The sequence below is a fragment of the Vibrio maritimus genome, from assembly GCF_021441885.1.
GTDB classification, from domain to species: Bacteria; Pseudomonadota; Gammaproteobacteria; order Enterobacterales; family Vibrionaceae; genus Vibrio; species Vibrio maritimus_B.
The window spans coordinates 1,072,131-1,091,591 of record NZ_CP090438.1; the positions used below are offsets into that span (position 1 = coordinate 1,072,131).

A 19,461-nucleotide genomic window follows, 5' to 3' on the forward strand; every position below is an offset into this window, starting at 1 on the left:
GGTCAAAAACTATCCACAACTTGTCCAAAAGGTTACATTCCGACAACTTTGACAGGTTTTCTCTACCAAACAGCAGTTAATCAACATTTAGAAAGCGTTCTTTTCTTGAGAGTTTGAGTGTTATAATGACGAAATGAGTGAAATAAGAACAAAAGTCCAATTCGTCGATATCGACGACGATATGGCTGGCCAGCGCATAGATAATTTTCTGCGTAACCAACTAAAAAACATCCCAAAGAGTGTTGTGTACCGAATTGTGCGCAAGGGAGAAGTGCGCGTAAATAAAAAGCGTGTGAAGGCAGAATATAAATTGCAAGCAGGCGACTTGGTTCGTATTCCTCCTGTAACACTCGAAGAGAAAGAGCCTGAAGCGCCGCTCAATACCAATCTCAACAAGGTGGCGGAGCTTGAATCCCAAATCATCTATGAAGATGATCACATGTTGGTGTTGAACAAGCCATCAGGGTTAGCCGTGCATGGCGGGAGTGGCCTTAAGTTCGGTGCCATCGAAGCACTGCGTGCGCTAAGACCGCAAGCTCGATTTCTTGAGTTGGTGCATCGTATAGACAGAGATACCTCTGGTATTCTGCTGGTCGCGAAAAAGCGCTCTGCGCTTCGTCACCTGCAAGCTCAGTTCCGTGAGAAGACGGTTCAGAAATACTACTACGCGTTGGTGATGGGCAAATGGAAGCCGAGCTGTAAGGTGGTGAAAGCGCCACTTCTGAAAAATGAAGTGAACAGTATTGTTAGAGTGAACCCCAACGGAAAAGCATCGGAAACTCGTTTCAAAGTTCTTGCGTCTTACGAGCAGGCGACCTTGATTCAGGCAAGCCCTATCACCGGTCGAACGCATCAGATTCGCGTCCACACGCAATATACTGGACACCCGATAGCTTGGGATGATCGCTATGGGGACCGTCGATTTGATGCGTATACCGCAAAGGTAGGTCTCGATCGACTCTTCTTACACGCTGCAAATATCATCTTCACGCACCCAGGCAAAGAAGAAAAAATGGAAATCCACGCTGAGATGGAACCTAAGCTACAACGCGCTCTGGATAAGCTGAAAACGATGCAATGATTTTCGGTGATGCGATTTGTAGAAAAGCGAAGCTCTTTACAGCTTCGCTTTTTTGTTATTGGTAAGCACAACGCTTAGGCAAGCGGGGAGATTCCGTGCTTTTCTAGCATGGTGATCAAATCGATCAGAGGCAGTCCGACTAGGGTGTTTGGATCCTTGCCATTTAACGCACTAAATAAAGTGATACCAAGCCCTTCACTTTTAAAGCTGCCTGCGCAGTAGAAGGGCTGCTCAATATCGACATAACGCTCGATCTGCTTTTGTGTTAGCTTTCTGAAGCTGACATCGAATGTGTCGACTGTGACATCTGAGGTGCCGGTTTCGGTATTGTAGACGGCAAGACCCGTATAAAAACGAATGGTTTTACCGCTCTGTTGAGAGAGTTGATTTACGGCATTTTCTCTGTTGAGCGGTTTACCGATAATCTGGCCATCGATGACGCACACTTGATCGCTTCCAATAACGATAGCATCGGGTTCCGCTCTGAGAGCTTGCGCTTTTTCAAGTGCAAGACGCTGTACTAACTGCTCTGCAGACTCGCTTGAGTGGGCTTTTTCATCTACATTGGGTGCCTTCGCTTCAAACTCTAGTGCCAATTTGCTCAAAAGCTCAGCACGGAAGGGAGAAGTGGACGCTAAAATGAGTCTTGTGGATTTCATTTTGGGCTCAGTTTTCTTATCATAATTGCAGTTTCTGGAGATATTGTTAGATTCTTAATCTGTAGGCAAAAAAAGTACAACTTTTTCGCCTTTTTCTTTGACTAAATCCGTTTTGGAAGATAATATTCGCGCCCTATGCAAAAGGTAAAAATACCGCGAACTGTTGACCCGGGTAAGACGGCACAGAAGAGACTCGACTACGATGGCATCATCCAAGTCAGCCTTTTCAAGCGTCTGAGCGAGTCAGTTAGTAGCGTAAAACGCGATGCTGAAGTGACATTGTCCTTTGGGCATGATGAACAGCGACTCGTTGTTATCTCTGGTAAAGCTAACATCGAAGTTGATTTGGAATGTCAGCGTTGTAATGAGATTTTCACACACCTGTGTGAAGTTCAATTCACTTATACTCCTTATTACAGTGAGAAGAGTGAAGAGGACGCACCGGAAGATTACGATTTGGTAGATCTTAATGAGTACGGTGAGGTCGATCTCATACAATTAGTTGAAGACGAGTTCATCTTAAACCTGCCTCAAGTCGCAATGCACGATATAGCAGACTGTAGCGTTGACTCAAACAACATGGTGTTTGGAGATATTCCGGAAGAGGTTCCAGAAGATAAGCCAAATCCATTTGATGTTTTAAAGAGCTTAAAGCGTGAGTAACAGAGTTACTGACGTTTAAATTACTAACATAGGAGTAGGGTCCATGGCCGTACAAAAAAGCAAGAAGTCACGTTCTATGCGTGGCATGCGTCGTTCACATGATGCGCTAACTTCAGCTGCACTATCTGTAGACGCAACTTCAGGTGAAACTCACCTACGTCACAACGTGACTGCTGACGGTTACTACCGTGGCAAAAAGGTTATCAACAAGTAAGGTTGACCTTTGCATAATATAACCGTTGCACTTGATGCAATGGGCGGGGATTTCGGTCCTTCCGTAACAGTGCCTGCCGCCGTGCAGGCACTGTCGCTTTTCCCAGAGCTAAAAGTGGTGCTTGTTGGCGACGAGCCGTCAATAAACACGCAACTCAAACATCTAGGTTACCAAAACAGTAACCGTCTTACGGTCATGCATAGTGACCGAGTCATTTCGAATTCCGAAAAGCCTTCCTTCGCCCTCAGAAACAGTCAAGATACGTCTATGCGTATAGCGATTGATCTAGTTGAATCCGAGCAAGCTGACGCGTGCGTAAGCGGCGGTAATACCGGTGCGCTAATGGCACTATCAAGATTCCGTCTTAAGCTCCTCCCTGGCATAGATAGACCTGCGTTAGTTTCCGCTCTACCTACTGCACAAGGCAGAAAAACCTGGATGCTAGATCTTGGCGCAAATGCGTCTGTCGATGCCGATTCTCTATTTCAGTTTGCTGTAATGGGAAGCGCACTTGCTGAGCAACATCTTGGACGAAGCCCTAGAGTCGCAATATTGAATATCGGTGCAGAAGAAATAAAAGGTAACGATCTCGTCAAACGTTGCTCAGAAATGCTGACACAATGCCGATCTATTAACTATATTGGATTCGTTGAAGGAAATGAGTTACTCAGCGACAGCGCAGATGTCATTGTCTGCGATGGCTTTGTTGGTAACACAACATTGAAAGCTTGCGAAGGAACTGCGCAATTTATTATCAACAAACTTAAAGCCAAATTATCCACCTCTACAATCAAAGGATGGCTGGCTAGATTGCTGTTTTCTGATGTATTAAACGAAGTTAAAGCACTGAACCCCGACCAGTATAACGGGGCAAGTTTGTTAGGATTGCGCGGCATTGTCATAAAAAGCCACGGAAGTGCTGATGTTTCAGCGCTTGTTAATGCAATAGGCGAAGCGGTTCACGAGGTTAAACGCCAAGTGCCAAACCAAATAAGCGATCGTCTAGAAGCAGTGTTACTCGAGAGGCAGTATTAGTCTTCATGTATAGCAAAATTTTAGGTACAGGCAGCTACCTGCCGTCTCAGATCCGCACCAATGCAGATCTAGAGAAAATGGTAGATACGACAGATGAATGGATCGTCACTCGCACAGGTATTAAAGAACGTAGAATCGCTGCAGAGGACGAAACCGTTGCAGACATGGGCTACGAAGCTTCCTTGAAAGCTATTGAGATGGCGGGCATCGATAAGAATGATATCGATCTAATTATTGTTGCAACAACAAGTAGTAGCCACGCTTTTCCTTCGTCGGCTTGTCAAGTTCAAGCAAAACTTGGCATTCAAGGTTGCCCTGCTTTTGATATGGCTGCAGCATGTACAGGTTTTGTATACGCGCTGTCAGTTGCTGATCAACATATCCGTTCAGGAATGTGTAAAAACGTATTGGTGATTGGCTCAGATTGTCTATCTAAAACGGTCGAAGAAATTGATCGCTCAACCATCATCCTATTCGGTGATGCAGCCGGTGCTGTGGTTTTGGGTGCTAGTGAAGAGCCAGGCATCATTTCGACGCATCTATATGCAGATGGTCGTTTTGGCGATCTTCTCAGTCTTGAAATGCCTGTACGTGGCGGTGAACTCGATAAGTGGCTGAACATGTCAGGTAACGAAGTATTCAAAGTTGCCGTTACTCAGCTATCGAAACTAGTTAAAGATACACTAAGCGCGAACGATATGAGCAAAGAGGACCTCGATTGGTTGGTTCCTCATCAAGCGAACTATCGCATCATTTCGGCAACCGCGAAAAAACTGGGTATGTCGATGGATCAAGTCGTCCTAACACTTGATCGCCACGGTAATACTTCGGCAGCAACCGTCCCAACGGCCTTAGATGAGGCGGTTCGCGATGGTCGCATTAAGCGTGGACAGAACCTTCTATTAGAAGCGTTTGGTGGTGGTTTTACCTGGGGTTCAGCGTTAGTTCGCTTCTAACCTCACGAACACCGAGCGATATAAGAGTCATAGATTGCGTTGTTTAAGGAAATAACGATGAGTAATTTTGCAATCGTGTTCCCAGGTCAGGGTTCACAAACAGTTGGCATGCTAGCAGAGCTAGGCGAGCAACATGAGATCGTAAAAGCGACATTTGCGGAAGCATCTGAAGCACTTGGTTACGACCTATGGGCATTGGTTCAAAACGGCCCAGCAGAAGATTTAAATCAAACCCATCGCACGCAGCCTGCGCTATTAGCTTCTTCTGTAGCTATTTGGCGTGTATGGCAAGAGCAGGGTCTTGCTCAGCCTAAACTCGTAGCGGGTCACAGCCTAGGTGAGTACTCAGCGCTAGTGTGTGCTGGTGTCATTGACTTCAAAGAAGCGATCAAACTTGTTGAACTTCGCGGTCAGTTGATGCAAGAAGCCGTTCCTGCTGGCGTTGGCGCGATGTATGCCATCATCGGTCTAGATGATGAGTCGATTGCTAAAGCGTGTGAAGAAGCAGCACAGGGTGAAGTGGTTTCCCCAGTGAACTTTAACTCACCAGGTCAGGTTGTTATTGCGGGTAACAAAGCAGCTGTAGAGCGAGCTGGCGCACTATGTAAAGAAGCGGGTGCTAAACGCGCGCTACCATTGCCAGTGTCGGTACCTTCTCACTGTGCGCTGATGAAACCAGCAGCAGAAAAGCTCGCGGTTGCGCTTGAAGCGATTGAATTCAACGCACCTTCGGTTCCTGTCATCAACAACGTTGATGTTGAAACAGAAACCGACCCAGCAAAAATTAAAGACGCGCTAGTTCGCCAGCTTTACAGCCCAGTTCGTTGGACTGAAGGCGTTGAGAAAATGAGCGAGCAAGGCGTTGAGAAACTGTTGGAACTTGGTCCAGGTAAAGTGTTAACTGGCCTAACAAAACGCATTGTTAAGACATTGAGTGCGGCTGCGGTAAATGACGCTGCGTCACTCGAAGCTGCAAAATAATAAGGAATCCAATAATGATGAACCTTGAAGGCAAGATTGCCTTAGTAACAGGTGCAAGCCGTGGTATTGGTCGCTCAATTGCAGAGCTACTGGTAGAGCGCGGTGCGACAGTAATTGGTACGGCGACATCAGATAACGGTGCAGCTGCTATCAGCGAGTACTTAGGTGAAAATGGCAAAGGCCTAGCGCTAAACGTGACAGATACTGACTCGATCGAAGCTGTTCTTAAGCAAATCAACGATGAATTTGGTGCGATCGACATTCTTGTTAACAACGCTGGCATCACTCGCGATAACCTATTAATGCGTATGAAGGACGATGAGTGGACAGATATCATGGACACTAACCTAACGTCTATCTTCCGCCTATCTAAAGCTGTGTTGCGCGGTATGATGAAGAAGCGTCAGGGTCGCATCATCAACGTGGGTTCTGTCGTTGGTACTATGGGTAACGCTGGTCAAACGAACTATGCTGCTGCAAAAGCAGGCGTAATCGGTTTCACCAAGTCTATGGCTCGTGAAGTTGCTTCACGCGGTGTGACGGTGAACACAGTTGCACCAGGTTTTATCGAAACAGATATGACAAAAGCACTGAATGATGAGCAACGAGCTGCTACACTAGCCAACGTGCCTGCTGGTCGTTTAGGTGACCCACGTGAAATCGCTTCAGCTGTTGCATTTCTTGCATCGCCAGAAGCGGCATACATCACAGGTGAAACACTTCACGTAAATGGTGGCATGTACATGGTTTGATCTGTGCAACATTTGTGCATGATTTAAGTCAAAAATGTACTGAATTTCGGTTAAATTCGCTAAAATTGTGGTTTGACCAGCAAGGACCCCCTTGCAACTTTCAACAGTTCGAATAAACTACGGAAACATCGCATAGAGCGAAATCTGTAAAGGAAAATTAAAATGAGCAACATCGAAGAACGCGTAAAGAAAATCATTGTTGAACAGCTAGGTGTGGACGAAGCAGAAGTTAAAAACGAAGCTTCTTTCGTTGACGATCTAGGTGCTGACTCTCTAGACACAGTTGAGCTAGTAATGGCTCTAGAAGAGGAATTCGACACTGAGATTCCTGATGAAGAAGCTGAGAAGATCACTACTGTTCAAGCTGCTATCGACTACGTAAACAGCGCTCAGTAATATCTCTTTCTAGGCGGCCTCCTTGGCCGCCTGTGTTTTTTTAAAACGTCTTCTATCCTTTCATATAGAATCATAAATATCCCGGAGAAAAAATCGTGTCCAAGCGTCGTGTTGTTGTCACTGGCATGGGTATGTTGTCGCCGGTAGGCAACAGCGTAGAATCTTCATGGAAAGCCCTTCTTGAAGGCAAGAGTGGTATCGTAAATATTGAACATTTCGATACAACCGATTTCTCTACTCGTTTCGCTGGCTTAGTTAAAGACTTTGACGGTAGTGAATACGTGTCTAAAAAAGATGCTAAGAAAATGGATTTGTTTATCCAGTACGGCATCGTAGCAGGTATGCACGCACTCAAAGACTCTGGTCTTGAAGTCACTCCAGAAAACCAACACCGTGTAGGTGTGGCTATCGGTTCTGGTATTGGTGGCCTTGACCTAATTGAAGCGGGACATCAAGCGTTGGTATCGAAAGGCCCTCGTCGTGTAAGTCCTTTCTTTGTCCCTTCGACTATTGTAAACATGGTTGCTGGCCAACTTTCTATTCTTGCTGGATTACGTGGTCCTAACATTGCTATCTCTACAGCATGTACAACAGGCCTACATAACATCGGCCACGCTGCTCGTATGATCGCTTATGGTGATGCAGAAGCAATGGTTGCTGGTGGTTCTGAAAAAGCATCTACACCACTCGGCATGGCGGGCTTTGGCGCAGCGAAGGCGCTATCAACTCGCAATGATGAGCCTCAAAAAGCATCTCGTCCATGGGATGTTGATCGTGACGGCTTCGTGCTAGGTGATGGTGCAGGTATGTTGGTACTAGAAGAGTACGAACACGCAAAAGCACGTGGCGCTAAAATCTATGCAGAGCTTGTTGGCTTTGGTATGAGCGGTGACGCTTACCACATGACGTCTCCAAGCGAAGATGGCTCTGGTGGTGCGCTTGCAATGGAAGCAGCACTGCGTGACGCTGGTATCACTGGCGAACAGATTGGTTATGTTAACGCACACGGTACATCAACTCCTGCAGGTGATGTGGCGGAAATCAAGGGCATTAAACGTGCACTTGGCGAGGAAGGCGCGAAGAAAGTACTGGTTTCTTCTACCAAGTCTATGACAGGTCACCTATTGGGTGCTGCGGGCTCGGCTGAAGCTATCATTACCATCATGTCTTTGGTTGACCAAATTGTTCCACCAACGATTAACCTAGATAACCCTGATCCTGAATGTGATGTTGACTTAGTGCCATTTACCGCACGTAAAGTGGATATGGAATATGCACTTTGTAACTCATTCGGTTTTGGTGGTACTAACGGTTCGCTTATCTTCAAGAAGATGTAAACCGCGGTAATCGCATAAGAGACTTGTATTCGAACGGCTTGATGCTTAGCATTGAGCCGTTTTGTTATTTAAAGGAATCAACATGTTTTGGCGAAATGGCCAGAAGATTGACCATGTTGCGGTCACGGATAGAAGTTTTCAATACGGTGACGGTTGCTTTACAACCATATTGACGCGATATGGCAAACTTCAGTTGTGGGAACGTCACGTCACTCGTATGGAAAAGGCGCTGAAGTGTCTTAAGATCGCGCCGGTAGACTGGCATGCTCTGCGGTTGGAGATCGAGTCACATGCGTCTGATGCAAGTGAAGCTGGCATAAAACTGCATGTAAGTCGCGGCCAAGGTGGGCGCGGTTACAGTACTAAGGTAACTAAAGGTCCTTTTGTTACCGTAAGTAGCTTCGATTTTCCACCGAACTACCACGAAATTCGTGAAAATGGCTTGGAACTATCAATCTCGGATGTACGACTTGGGCATAATGCTTTGCTGGCTGGACTCAAGCACAATAATAGACTGGAACAGATCTTAGCCAAGGAAAATGTTGAATCTAGTGGTCATCTTGATGGCATTGTGCTCGACTTTAACGGCAAAGTGATTGAAACCACAATGGCTAACGTATTCTGGGTGAACAACAATCAAGTGTTTACACCAGACCTTAGTGTTGCCGGAGTTGCTGGTGTCATGCGTGAGGTAGTGATTGAGGAGCTGACGTTACTGGGTATTGCTGTTAACGTTGGGCACTTCGAACTTGAAGATCTCCTTGCGGCCGAAGAAGTTTTCGTTACCAATTGTATTCTGGGGGTTGCACCCATCACTAAAATTAGGGAAGTTGGTCTGTCTATCGGTCCAATAACAAAACAGATTCAGGAGAAATTAAGTCTGTGCTAAAGAAGTTTTTATTGCTCGTCATCATACTTGCTGCAGTCGCAGTAGGTAGCTTTGTTCATGTTAAAAATAGCGTGCAGGATTTTGTTAACCAGCCTCTGAACCTTGAAGAGCCAACACTGATTACCGTAGAGCGCGGCAACAGTCTCAATACGCTAATGGCGACATTTGAGGGTAATCAATGGATTGAACCTACGCCATTTGCCGAATTAGTTCGCCGCTTCCATCCAGAGCTCACGCAAATTAAGGTTGGAACATTCGAACTGAAGCCGACTATGACGTTTAAAGAGGCGATTGACGCGGTTATCGAGGGTAAAGAGTACCAACTTGCGATTACCTTTATTGAAGGCTCTACCTTTAAAGAATGGCGTGAACAGTTTGCTAATGCAGATTACCTAGAGCACAAAACGCTTGAAATGGACGAAAAAGCGATAGCGCAAGAGCTAGGCATCGAGCACGAACGCTTAGAAGGGCTCTTCCTTGCAGAAACCTATCATTACTCCGTGGGTGATAGTGACCTTGATATTTTAAAGCGCGCTAACAGAAAGTTAAACAAGGTACTTTCGGAAAGTTGGGAGCAGCGACAAGATAAGCTTCCACTAAAGAACGAGTACGAAGCCTTGATTTTGGCATCTATTATCGAGAAAGAGACCTCAGTACCATCAGAGCGCGAACGTGTGGCGTCTGTGTTCGTTAATCGCCTAAACATCGGTATGCGCCTGCAAACCGACCCAACGGTGATCTACGGCATGGGCGATAGATATGATGGCAACATTCGTAAGAAAGATCTTCGAGAAGCAACGCCATACAATACCTATGTCATTAATGGCTTACCACCAACGCCAATTGCAATGCCTGGTAAAGCATCTATCATGGCGTCAGTAAATCCGGAAGACAGCAATTATCTATATTTCGTGGCTAGCGGTACAGGTGGCCATGTCTTTTCAAAGAATTTAAGAGACCACAACCGCGCGGTCCAACAGTATCTAAAACAACTAAGAAGTCGAAAATGAACCAAGGCAAATTTATCGTAATCGAGGGCCTAGAAGGCGCAGGTAAGAGTTCAGCAATCAGTGTGTTACGCTCTGAGTTAGAAGCAGCAGGCATTGATTCTATTGAAAATACTCGCGAGCCTGGTGGTACAGCCTTGGCTGAAAAATTGCGTGCCTTGGTAAAAGAAGAGCAAGAAGGGGAGATTCTTCAAGATCGCTCTGAGCTACTGCTGATTTATGCAGCTCGCATTCAATTGCTAGAAACCGTGATCAAGCCTGCTCTTGAGTCTGGCTCTTGGGTTATTGGTGATCGACATGATCTCTCTTCTCAAGCCTACCAAGGCGGTGGTCGTCAAATCGATAAGCATATTATGTCTTCGCTTAAAGAGATCGCACTTGGCGACTTTAAGCCAGACCTCACCCTGTATCTAGATCTTGACCCAAGACTCGGTCTTGAGCGAGCACGTGGTAGAGGTGAGCTAGACCGAATTGAGAAAATGGATATTTCATTTTTCGACCGCACCCGCGAACGCTACTTAGAATTGGCAAATTCGGATTCGAGCATTGTGATTATCGATGCAAGCCAAGATATGGAATCGGTTCAAGCGGACATTCGCCATGCTGTGCAAGCTTGGTTGGCCGCGCAGTAGGAGCAAGTATGCAGGACTATCCATGGCAGGCTGATCTGTGGCAAAAGCTCAAGGGGAACCTTGAGAGGCAGCATATTCCAGGAGCAATGCTGATCCAAGCTAAGATTGGCTTGGGCCCCGAGGCTCTAGTTGAGCGATATGTCGCAGGTTTAATGTGTCAGAACGATGCCTCTGAGCCGTGCGGCTTTTGTCATGCTTGCAGCCTGATCGCTTCTGATTCTCACCCAGACGTTCACTTCGTTGAACCTGAAAAAGATAAAAAGAACCTTTCGGTTGAGCAAATTAGACAAGCGAATAAATGGGCTCTTGAGTCTTCTCAGTTTGGTGGATATCGATTGATTATACTGCCTCAAGCCGAGCGCATGAATGTTTCCGCTGCCAATGCACTACTTAAGACTCTAGAGGAACCACCTAGCAATTGTGTGTTCATCCTAACGACAGAACATGCCCAGCGTTTGCTGCCCACTATTCGCAGCCGATGTGAGGTTTGGCATCTTTCTGCTCCGTCTCAAGCTCAATCTGTTGACTGGGTCAGCGCACAATTAGGAAAGCGTATTTCTCTTCGAATTGCTTACCTATGTCAGTCTGAGCCTTTAGCGATAAAATCGTTCGTAGAACAGGGTAGAGAAAAGGAGTTAGATACACTGCTCTCGGCATTTCTAAGTGCTGTAACGAATCGTAATGCGGACGTAACGGCCTTTATGAATGTATTCTTGAAAAGTGACGTCACCTTTGATGAACAGCTTTCATGGTTGTGGTTGGTATTGGCTAGTGCTCAAAAGCAGTCGTTAGGTCTTGTCCAAGGCGAGATGATTCCTGAAGCTGCCCAACTAGCATCGTTATATTCCTATCAGAGCTTGTTCAAGCAATCTGAATCCTTGGCAGAGCTCAAAAAGCAACTCAGCGAATCTAGCGGGCTAAATGCTGAGTTACTCGTGACTAATTGGCTATACTCTTTCTTAACCGCTTAAATTAACGCTCACTATCCTCGGCATGGTTGTTCATTATTATGCCGAGGGCTTTCATTTGCTGAAGCCGAATTGGGCTGTCAGTATCTTTAAATTCTTACGCACGAAGAAGACGTTATGTTTGTAGATTCCCATTGCCATCTCGATAAGCTGAACTATGAAGAGCTGCATGATGGCATCGAAGATGTACTTAAAAAAGCAAAAGCCGCCAACGTTGATAAGCTTTTATCTGTCGGTGTTACGCTTGACTCATTTCCAAATATGATGGAGCTAATCAAGCCATACCCAGAGATCATGGCATCTTGTGGTGTGCATCCACTTGATGTAGAGAGTGCTTTTTCTTTGGAGCAGTTTAAGAAGTACGTTGCCAATGACAGGGTCGTTGCTGTCGGTGAAACGGGTTTAGACTACCACTATCAACCAGAAACGGCTGAGCTGCAAAAAAAGCGTTTTGAGCAGCAAGTTGAGGTGGCGGTGGATGTCAATAAACCGCTAATTATCCATACTAGAAACGCGCGCGAAGACACGTTATCCATTCTTCGTAATGGCGGAGCGGACAAGTGTGGAGGTGTGATCCACTGTTTCACCGAGGATCTGGCTTTTGCTGAAGCAGCTATGGATCTCGGGTTCTATATTTCTATTTCGGGCATTGTCACTTTCAGGCAAGCCAAAGAACTCAAAGAGGTCGTGAAACAATTACCGCTTGAAAGGCTGCTTATTGAAACAGACTCTCCTTATCTCGCACCAATTCCGCATCGTGGTAAAGAGAATCAACCGGCCTACGTAGTGGAGGTTGCTGCCTATATTGCTCAGCTAAAAGGGGTATCGCTGTCAGAAGTTGGAGAAAAAACCAGCAAAAACTATCAGGATCTTTTTTTGCGTTAGGAAATAACAACTCAGATACAACCGATTAGAAAAGGCGCAGTTTGCGCCTTTTTTGTCGAAAAAATTTGAAAATATCAAATTAATTTAACGTTAACGAAATCTGTTGAGAAAAAAGAAGTGATTCAGCACAAACTGTAATTATGTTACGTAAAATAACTTAAGAGTGTATTTTATTCACCCCGTAAAATTAATTGATGTAATTATTTATTGTATTAATTTCAATGACTTATTTACTCTGAAAACCATTACACAAGCCTGCTTGAAACGTGATCCATGCGTAGTTTTGAAACTAAATTTCGTAAGTGTGTAGAAACCTTGAGGGTCATCAAGATATATTTAGAGGCAGAAAATATAATTCGAATCGTGGTTACATTTTCTATGGGTGCTAACATTTAGGCTACGGGGGTGTGCCGTTAGAGCCCATAATACTAATAACTTTATCAGGAGCATAAACATGTTTAAGAACCTTTTTGCTAACCTGCAAAAAGTTGGTAAGTCTCTGATGCTACCAGTATCGGTACTACCAGTTGCAGGTATTCTACTTGGGGTAGGTGCTGCTAACCTAGGCTTCATTCCAGATGTGGTTTCAAACCTAATGGAACAAGCTGGTGGTTCAGTATTCGGCCAAATGGCACTGCTATTTGCTGTAGGTGTTGCACTAGGCTTTACTAACAACGACGGTGTTGCAGGTCTTGCAGCTATCGTTGGTTACGGCATCATGACTGCTACGCTTAGCGTAATGGCTGGTGTTATGGGCGTTGAAAAAATCGATACAGGTGTACTAGGTGGTATCCTTGTCGGTGGTGTGGCTGCTTGGGCATTCAACCGTTTCTTCAAGATTCAACTTCCAGAATACCTTGGCTTCTTCGCTGGTAAGCGTGCTGTGCCAATCATTACTGGTTTCACTGCAATCGCACTTGGTATCGTACTGTCTATCGTATGGCCACCAATCGGTTCTGCAATCGGTGCATTCTCTCACTGGGCAGCTGAGCAAAACCCACAACTAGCATTCGGTATCTACGGTGTTGTTGAGCGTTCTCTAATCCCATTCGGTCTACACCACGTTTGGAACGTACCATTCTTCTTCGAAGCAGGTACTTGTGTTAACGCTGCAGGCGAAACTCAAAACGGCGTACTAACTTGTTACCTAGTTGCAGACGAAGCGTCTCGTGCTGCTGGTAATGGCTTCGGTCAGCTAGCGGGTGGTTACATGTTCAAGATGTTCGGTCTACCAGCTGCTGCAATCGCTATTGCACACTGTGCTAAACCAGAGAACCGCGCGAAAGTTATGGGTATCATGGCTTCTGCTGCTCTAACATCGTTCCTAACAGGTATCACTGAGCCAATCGAATTCTCATTCCTATTCGTAGCTCCAGTACTATACGCAATCCACGCTCTACTAGCTGGTTCTGCATACGTTGTTGCTAACACTGTAGGTTTCGTACACGGTACTTCGTTCTCACACGGTCTAATCGACTTCCTAGTACTGTCTGGTAACTCTCAGAAGATCGGTCTGATGGTTGGTATCGGTCTAATCTACGCAGCTATCTACTACTTCGTATTCCGCGCTGTAATCACTGCGATGGACCTTAAGACTCCTGGTCGTGAAGACGAGACTGAAGAAGCAGGTGCAGCAGTATCTGGCAACGAAATGGCTGGCGAACTAGTTGCAGCATTCGGTGGCAAAGCTAACATTACAGGTCTAGATGCATGTATCACACGTCTACGTGTTGCAGTAGCTGACACTGAAATCGTTGACCAAGACAAGCTTAAGCAACTTGGTGCAGCAGGTGTAGTTGTAGTATCTGGTGGTGTTCAAGCTATCTTCGGTACTAAGTCAGACAACCTGAAAACAGATATGGATGAGTGGATTCGTAACCACGGCTAATTCCTCAATCCAAAGTTATAAAAGGGAAGCTTAGGCTTCCCTTTTTTTCGTCTGAATGAATGTCTATAGACTCTCGTCTCTTCAATTTAGCGCTATGTAAGATTCCACTCAGATGGCAATAGTGAATACACCATTCCTTCACGCGGTTTACCGTTAAAGATATAACGATTTTTTGCAAGGCACTCGAAGGTGGCACCAAGCTTTTCGGCAAATCGATAACTTGGTTTATTGGCTGGGTCGCAGACTATCTCTAAGCGTGTGAGTAACAGGTGGGCAAAAGAGAACTCCACTAGAGCCTCCATAGCTTCTACTGCGTATCCTTTCTGCTGAGCTTTGTCTTTCATCCAATAACCAAGACTGCCCATATTGAAGGTGTGGTAGAACTCGTTGAGCGCGACCATTCCTAGAAATTCATTGTCGCTTCTTGTGAAAATGGCAAAGCCAAAGGCGTTAGCTTTAACCCAGTTAAGGCGTGTTGCTCCGATAAAGTCGAGTGCTTCGGACTCAGTAAATTCTGAATGACACCAATCTATCCATTGATGAAGTGATGGAGAGGTGCATATGGTGTCTGCAAGTATAGGTGCTTCATCTGGCGTCAGAAGGCGCAGGCAAAGCCGTTTGGTGTAGATGGTGTAATTGGTGTTCATAGCTAAAGTATAAACCTAAGTCATGCGCATATAAAAAAGGCCCGCGTTAGCGAGCCCTTTAACTGTGAGTTGGCGTTAGTTTTGTACGCGTCTCACCTGAATGATCATCCCCATCAGTGGATGATCTAGGTAGTGTGTTTCACTACTGCGCATGCGACGCTTTTGGTCGAGGCGGTAATCTTTTAAGAAAGTAAGTGTCTCGCGTTGCGGCTCGATAGCGGCTAAGTTACCAGCGATAACATTGCTGTCTTGAACATCGTCAGACGCTGTGTTCTCTGATAAATCGTTAGACTCTATTGCATCAGCTGGTGTTTCATCGATAGGCGAGGAGACGATAACCTGCTTGGTACTTGGAGATTTGAGATCAAGCTGAGCTTCGGCATACAGGTAATGCTGCACGTAGATCTGTAGCTTGCCATCTAGCTCGTACAATGGCTTATCAATAGCGACTTCCGTTACACCATCTACAGGTGAAGAGGTGTTACTGCTGCTTCCCTTTTCAGAGCCATCTGGATAAAACTGAGTAGAAAAATCTTTGCCTGCGCGGAATCGGAAAACCGGAGCAGAGCCTTTGCCATTATCACCCTGACGCCATGCTTTGTGCATTAGAACGGTGTAACCCGCGTGATTACGTAGCTTAGCCACTTCATCATTTAGCTGGTAAGAAGCCGACGGAAGTGCTTGGACCCCCTTAGACGCACGGTAGCTTGAATCATTTAGGGAACCAGCGCGACTAAAGTCGATGTCTGGCATATCATTTGGCCATGACTCATTGACCTTTTCAGGATTGACGGCGCGCTTAAAAACGATCACTTCTATGTCAAATTGTCTCTGTGCCAAACTTGGCATCGAAACCAATAGCATTAGCAGTGGGATCAGCTTTTTCATTGTTTCTCCATAGATGGCCACTGTAGATGAGTGGGACCCAGTATATCAATTAATACAAAGTGTTGCCGAAACAATTTGTGGCATTCGCCTTCATTATGTTTCGGCAAGTCTCTACCTAGTCATAAAATTAAGCTGGTATTCGATTCGCTTCAAATTCATCCAGCATGCTGTTTAGGTAGTTCAAACGCTTACGGCGGTCGGTCAACGTTTCAATAAACTTGAATTTCGTTGGTCCTTCCATTGCAAACTTGGTTGGTTGCGCTTGAAGTAGTTTAACCAAGAAGGCTGGGTTAATGTCAGCGTCTGGATAAAACTCAATATAGCCGCCTTTCTCATGGGCTTCTACTTTCTTCACTTTAAGGTCACCACCACGAAGTTTCATTTTAGCGACTTCAAGCAAGTGTTTGGCGGCGTCCGGAAGAAGACCAAATCGGTCGATAAGCTCAACCTTGAGTTCATTCAGTTCATCTTCATTACCCACGCTAGCAATACGCTTGTACATTGACAGACGTGTGTTGATGTCAGGAATATAATCATCAGGGAGCAAGGCTGGAATACGAAGTTCAACTTCGGTCTGCTCGCGCAAGAGATCATCTAATGATGGCTCTTTGCCTTCTTTTAACGCCTCTACCGCTTGCTCTAGCATCTCCATGTAAAGTGAGAAGCCAACGGATTGAATCTGACCACTTTGCTCGTCACCCAACAGTTCACCTGCGCCGCGGATCTCTAAATCGTGAGTCGCGAGGGTGAATCCAGCGCCAAGATCTTCCAATGAAGCAATAGCATCGAGACGCTTCACTGCGTCTTTGGTCATGGCTTTTGGATGTGGAGTCAGAAGGTAGGCGTAGGCCTGATGATGGGAGCGACCCACTCGTCCACGAAGCTGATGAAGCTGGGCCAGACCTAGGTTGTCTGCGCGGTCTATGATAATCGTGTTCGCGGTTGGAACGTCGATACCCGTTTCAATGATCGTCGTACAGACTAGCAGGTTAAAGCGCTGATGGTAAAAGTCATTCATGACGCGCTCTAGTTCGCGTTCACGCATTTGGCCATGTGCAACGGTTACTCGTGCTTCTGGGACCAACTTTTCAAGATCGGCTGCGACTTTTTCTATGGTCTCTACTTGATTGTGAAGGAAGTAAACCTGACCACCACGCATGATTTCACGCAGTATCGCTTCTCGCACTACACTGTCTTCGTTTTGTCGAACAAAGGTCTTTATAGCAAGACGGCGAGCCGGCGGGGTGGCAATGATTGAAAGATCACGCATTCCACTCATGGCCATATTGAGTGTTCTCGGAATTGGTGTCGCGGTGAGAGTAAGGATGTCCACATCCGCACGCATGGCTTTCACTTTCTCTTTCTGACGTACGCCAAAGCGGTGTTCTTCGTCGACGATCAGTAACCCAAGATCTTTAAATTGGATGTCACTTGATAATAGCTTGTGCGTGCCGACCACAATATCCACTTTGCCGTCAGCCACATCTTGAAGAATGGCTTTTTGCTCTTTCGCCGACTTAAAGCGTGACAGTACCTCGACTCGAATAGGCAGATTTGCAAATCGATCGCGGAAGTTCTCAAAGTGTTGTTGTGCAAGCAGTGTCGTTGGGACCAATACCGCTACTTGCTTACCATTGTCGGTTGATACAAATGCAGCACGCATGGCGACTTCTGTTTTACCAAAGCCAACATCACCACAGACGAGTCGATCCATTGCCTTTGGCTGGCACATATCCGACATGACCGCATTGATTGCCTGTGCTTGGTCATCGGTTTCCTCAAATGGGAATCCAGCCTTGAATGTCGCGTATTGGTCGCGATCCAGTTTAAACTTGTAGCCTGGCTTAAGCTCTCGCTTAGCATAGACATCAAGTAGCTCTGCAGCGACGTCTCGAACTTTCTCCGCGGCTTTGCGGCGAGCCTTCGCCCAAGCTTCGCCACCGAGTTTGTGGAGCGGTGCGGACTCTTCGGCGCCACCAGAATAACGTCCAATAAGGTTCAGAGAGGCCACAGGTACGTAGAGCTTGGCGTCGTTTTGGTATTCTAACGTCACGTACTCGGTCGTCATGCCACCGGCTTCTAGCGTTTGTAAGCCCACATAGCGGCCGATGCCGTGGTCGATGTGTACCACCGGCTGTCCCGGTTTGAGCTCAGCGAGGTTACGTATGACAGTGTCACTGTTTATCGAGCGCTTTTCTTTTTTACGACGCTGAATAACGCGATCGCCAAGCATGTCACTCTCACAGATGAATGCGAACTTATCTTGGAAGCTGAATCCGTGTTCACACTGTCCGATAACCAGGGTAAAACGCTCATTGCTTTCTAGTGCATCGTGCAAGCTTGATTGCTCGACAGGACGAAGCTTGATTCTGTGCAACAGTTCTAAAAGCGCCTCACGTCGGCCTTCTGACTCAACAGAGAAGATGATCTTGCCCGTAAACTGCTCAGTGAACTGACGAATTTGCGCCATCGGCTCTTTTAACTGATGCTGAACCGTGATGTCAGGAAGAGCTTGAACTGGCGTATTGTCACGGCCTGCCTTTTGTTCAACTTCTTCGATATGGCATTGAAGTTGAGGGTATTGTTTTAGCTGAGCAAAGAACTCGTCTTTTTCGAGCCACAGCGCCTTAGGTTCGAGTAGCGGGCGCAGTGGGTCGACTTTTCTTTGTTCGAAACGCGTATCAACATCAGCCAAAAAGTGATCGACGGCACTTTCAATATCCCCCACCATGACGATCTGAGATTCTTCGCTGATATAGTCGAACAAGGTCTCGGTATGGTCAAAAAACAGTGGCTGCCAATACTCAATACCTGCAGGCCACGTGCCTTTACTGACCTGCATATACACAGACTCTGGCTCACGTCTCGCATCAAATTGCTGACGCCAGCGGGTACGAAACTCTTCAATGGCATCTTTGGTTGTTGGGAACTCATGTGCCGGAAGAAGACGGATCTCTTCAATATCCTCGATGGAGCGCTGATTTTCAGGATCAAAGGTTCGAATCGTGTCGATTTCATCATCGAAAAAGTCGATACGATACGGCGCTGAACTTCCCATCGGGAAAAGGTCGAGAATCGAACCTCGGCTGGCATATTCACCTGGTCCAAAGACCTGGTCAACATGGCGATATCCAGAGTTTTCAAGCTGCACTCTTAGCTTATCGAGAGAGAATAGATCGCCCGTTTTTACCATGAGTGTATGTTGCAACAAAAAGTCTCTTGGACTCTGTCTTTGTAGCAAAGTGCTGACAGGAACTATCGTTATGCCCGCGCTCTGCTGAGGGAGGGAATACAAGCGAGCGATACGATCAGAGATAATGTCTTGGTGTGGCGAGAAGTTGTCGTAAGGGAGCGTTTCCCAATCGGGAAATAGCGCCACATCGCCACAGTAGAACTGTTCGAGCTCACCTTGAAGCTTTAATGCCATTTGTGGATCGGGGACAACCAAAAGGGTGTGCTGCTCATGTGCACTGGCGTGTTCACCGATCGATAGCGCAAGTGCGCCACCTATTAGGTTACCTAAGTGTTTTTTGTCACCTTTGCCTTGTGGGGCATTAAGTGGAAGTAAGGGAGAATAGCTCAT

The 19,461-nt window shown here is 46.2% G+C and carries 19 protein-coding genes; 15 read left to right on the forward strand and 4 right to left on the reverse strand.

Annotated features, from left to right (window positions below; genetic code table 11):
- The first annotated feature begins 133 nt into the window (after positions 1-133).
- On the forward strand, positions 134-1,081 hold the full coding sequence (gene rluC, locus LY387_RS04970) for a 23S rRNA pseudouridine(955/2504/2580) synthase RluC (protein WP_128648600.1): 948 nt from the start codon (positions 134-136) through the stop codon (positions 1,079-1,081).
- Between the two features lie 74 nt (positions 1,082-1,155).
- Here the strand turns inward: rluC and LY387_RS04975 are convergent, their stop codons facing one another.
- Complete coding sequence (locus LY387_RS04975) at positions 1,156-1,740, reverse strand: Maf family protein (RefSeq protein ID WP_042476903.1); 585 nt, start codon at positions 1,738-1,740, stop codon at positions 1,156-1,158.
- Between the two features lie 135 nt (positions 1,741-1,875).
- On the opposite strand from LY387_RS04975, the gene yceD reads away from it, so the two are divergent.
- The 14 genes from yceD to ptsG all read left to right on the forward strand — a co-directional run bounded on the left by yceD (position 1,876) and on the right by ptsG (position 14,343).
- Positions 1,876-2,403, forward strand: a complete 528-nt coding sequence (yceD, locus tag LY387_RS04980; RefSeq protein ID WP_042476749.1) for a 23S rRNA accumulation protein YceD — start codon at positions 1,876-1,878, stop codon at positions 2,401-2,403.
- Positions 2,404-2,446: 43 nt separating this feature from the next.
- The gene (gene rpmF, locus LY387_RS04985; protein ID WP_031493499.1) at positions 2,447-2,617 is read left to right on the forward strand and encodes a 50S ribosomal protein L32; all 171 of its coding nucleotides are present in this window, start codon (positions 2,447-2,449) and stop codon (positions 2,615-2,617) included.
- Positions 2,618-2,626: 9 nt separating this feature from the next.
- Entirely contained in the window at positions 2,627-3,652 is a 1,026-nt protein-coding gene (gene plsX, locus LY387_RS04990) for a phosphate acyltransferase PlsX (RefSeq protein ID WP_042476754.1), read from the forward strand.
- Between the two features lie 5 nt (positions 3,653-3,657).
- Complete coding sequence (locus LY387_RS04995) at positions 3,658-4,608, forward strand: beta-ketoacyl-ACP synthase III (protein ID WP_042476757.1); 951 nt, start codon at positions 3,658-3,660, stop codon at positions 4,606-4,608.
- Between the two features lie 57 nt (positions 4,609-4,665).
- On the forward strand, positions 4,666-5,589 hold the full coding sequence (fabD, locus tag LY387_RS05000) for an ACP S-malonyltransferase (protein ID WP_234495520.1): 924 nt from the start codon (positions 4,666-4,668) through the stop codon (positions 5,587-5,589).
- Positions 5,590-5,606: 17 nt separating this feature from the next.
- Entirely contained in the window at positions 5,607-6,341 is a 735-nt protein-coding gene (gene fabG, locus LY387_RS05005) for a 3-oxoacyl-ACP reductase FabG (protein WP_234496057.1), read from the forward strand.
- A gap of 162 nt (positions 6,342-6,503) precedes the next feature.
- A complete protein-coding gene (gene acpP / locus LY387_RS05010; protein ID WP_004406112.1) occupies positions 6,504-6,737 on the forward strand; it encodes an acyl carrier protein in 234 nt (77 codons plus the stop codon).
- Between the two features lie 95 nt (positions 6,738-6,832).
- A complete protein-coding gene (fabF, locus tag LY387_RS05015) occupies positions 6,833-8,074 on the forward strand; it encodes a beta-ketoacyl-ACP synthase II (RefSeq protein ID WP_042476763.1) in 1,242 nt (413 codons plus the stop codon).
- A gap of 82 nt (positions 8,075-8,156) precedes the next feature.
- Positions 8,157-8,963, forward strand: a complete 807-nt coding sequence (gene pabC / locus LY387_RS05020; protein WP_234495521.1) for an aminodeoxychorismate lyase — start codon at positions 8,157-8,159, stop codon at positions 8,961-8,963.
- Positions 8,957-9,973: an endolytic transglycosylase MltG gene (gene mltG / locus LY387_RS05025; protein WP_234495522.1), complete on the forward strand. Its 1,017-nt coding sequence runs from the start codon at positions 8,957-8,959 to the stop codon at positions 9,971-9,973. The genes pabC and mltG overlap by 7 nt, the downstream gene beginning before the upstream one ends.
- On the forward strand, positions 9,970-10,602 hold the full coding sequence (tmk, locus tag LY387_RS05030) for a dTMP kinase (protein ID WP_042476770.1): 633 nt from the start codon (positions 9,970-9,972) through the stop codon (positions 10,600-10,602). Before mltG ends, tmk begins: the two co-directional genes overlap by 4 nt.
- Before the next feature lie 8 nt (positions 10,603-10,610).
- A complete protein-coding gene (gene holB / locus LY387_RS05035) occupies positions 10,611-11,573 on the forward strand; it encodes a DNA polymerase III subunit delta' (RefSeq protein ID WP_234495523.1) in 963 nt (320 codons plus the stop codon).
- A gap of 114 nt (positions 11,574-11,687) precedes the next feature.
- Positions 11,688-12,455 (forward strand): TatD family hydrolase, encoded by a 768-nt coding sequence (locus LY387_RS05040; RefSeq protein WP_234495524.1) that lies wholly within the window; start codon positions 11,688-11,690, stop codon positions 12,453-12,455.
- Positions 12,456-12,909: 454 nt separating this feature from the next.
- Positions 12,910-14,343: a PTS glucose transporter subunit IIBC gene (gene ptsG / locus LY387_RS05045; RefSeq protein ID WP_234495525.1), complete on the forward strand. Its 1,434-nt coding sequence runs from the start codon at positions 12,910-12,912 to the stop codon at positions 14,341-14,343.
- 92 nt (positions 14,344-14,435) lie between these two features.
- Here the strand turns inward: ptsG and LY387_RS05050 are convergent, their stop codons facing one another.
- From LY387_RS05050 to mfd, 3 genes are all read right to left on the reverse strand, one after another.
- Positions 14,436-14,990 (reverse strand): GNAT family N-acetyltransferase, encoded by a 555-nt coding sequence (locus LY387_RS05050; RefSeq protein ID WP_234495526.1) that lies wholly within the window; start codon positions 14,988-14,990, stop codon positions 14,436-14,438.
- A gap of 75 nt (positions 14,991-15,065) precedes the next feature.
- Positions 15,066-15,878, reverse strand: coding sequence for a peptidoglycan binding protein CsiV (locus LY387_RS05055; protein WP_234495527.1), 813 nt, complete (start codon positions 15,876-15,878; stop codon positions 15,066-15,068).
- A 127-nt stretch (positions 15,879-16,005) separates the two neighbouring features.
- Positions 16,006-19,461 carry a transcription-repair coupling factor gene (gene mfd, locus LY387_RS05060; RefSeq protein ID WP_234495528.1) on the reverse strand — a complete coding sequence of 1,152 codons (3,456 nt, stop codon included), beginning with the start codon at positions 19,459-19,461 and terminating at the stop codon, positions 16,006-16,008.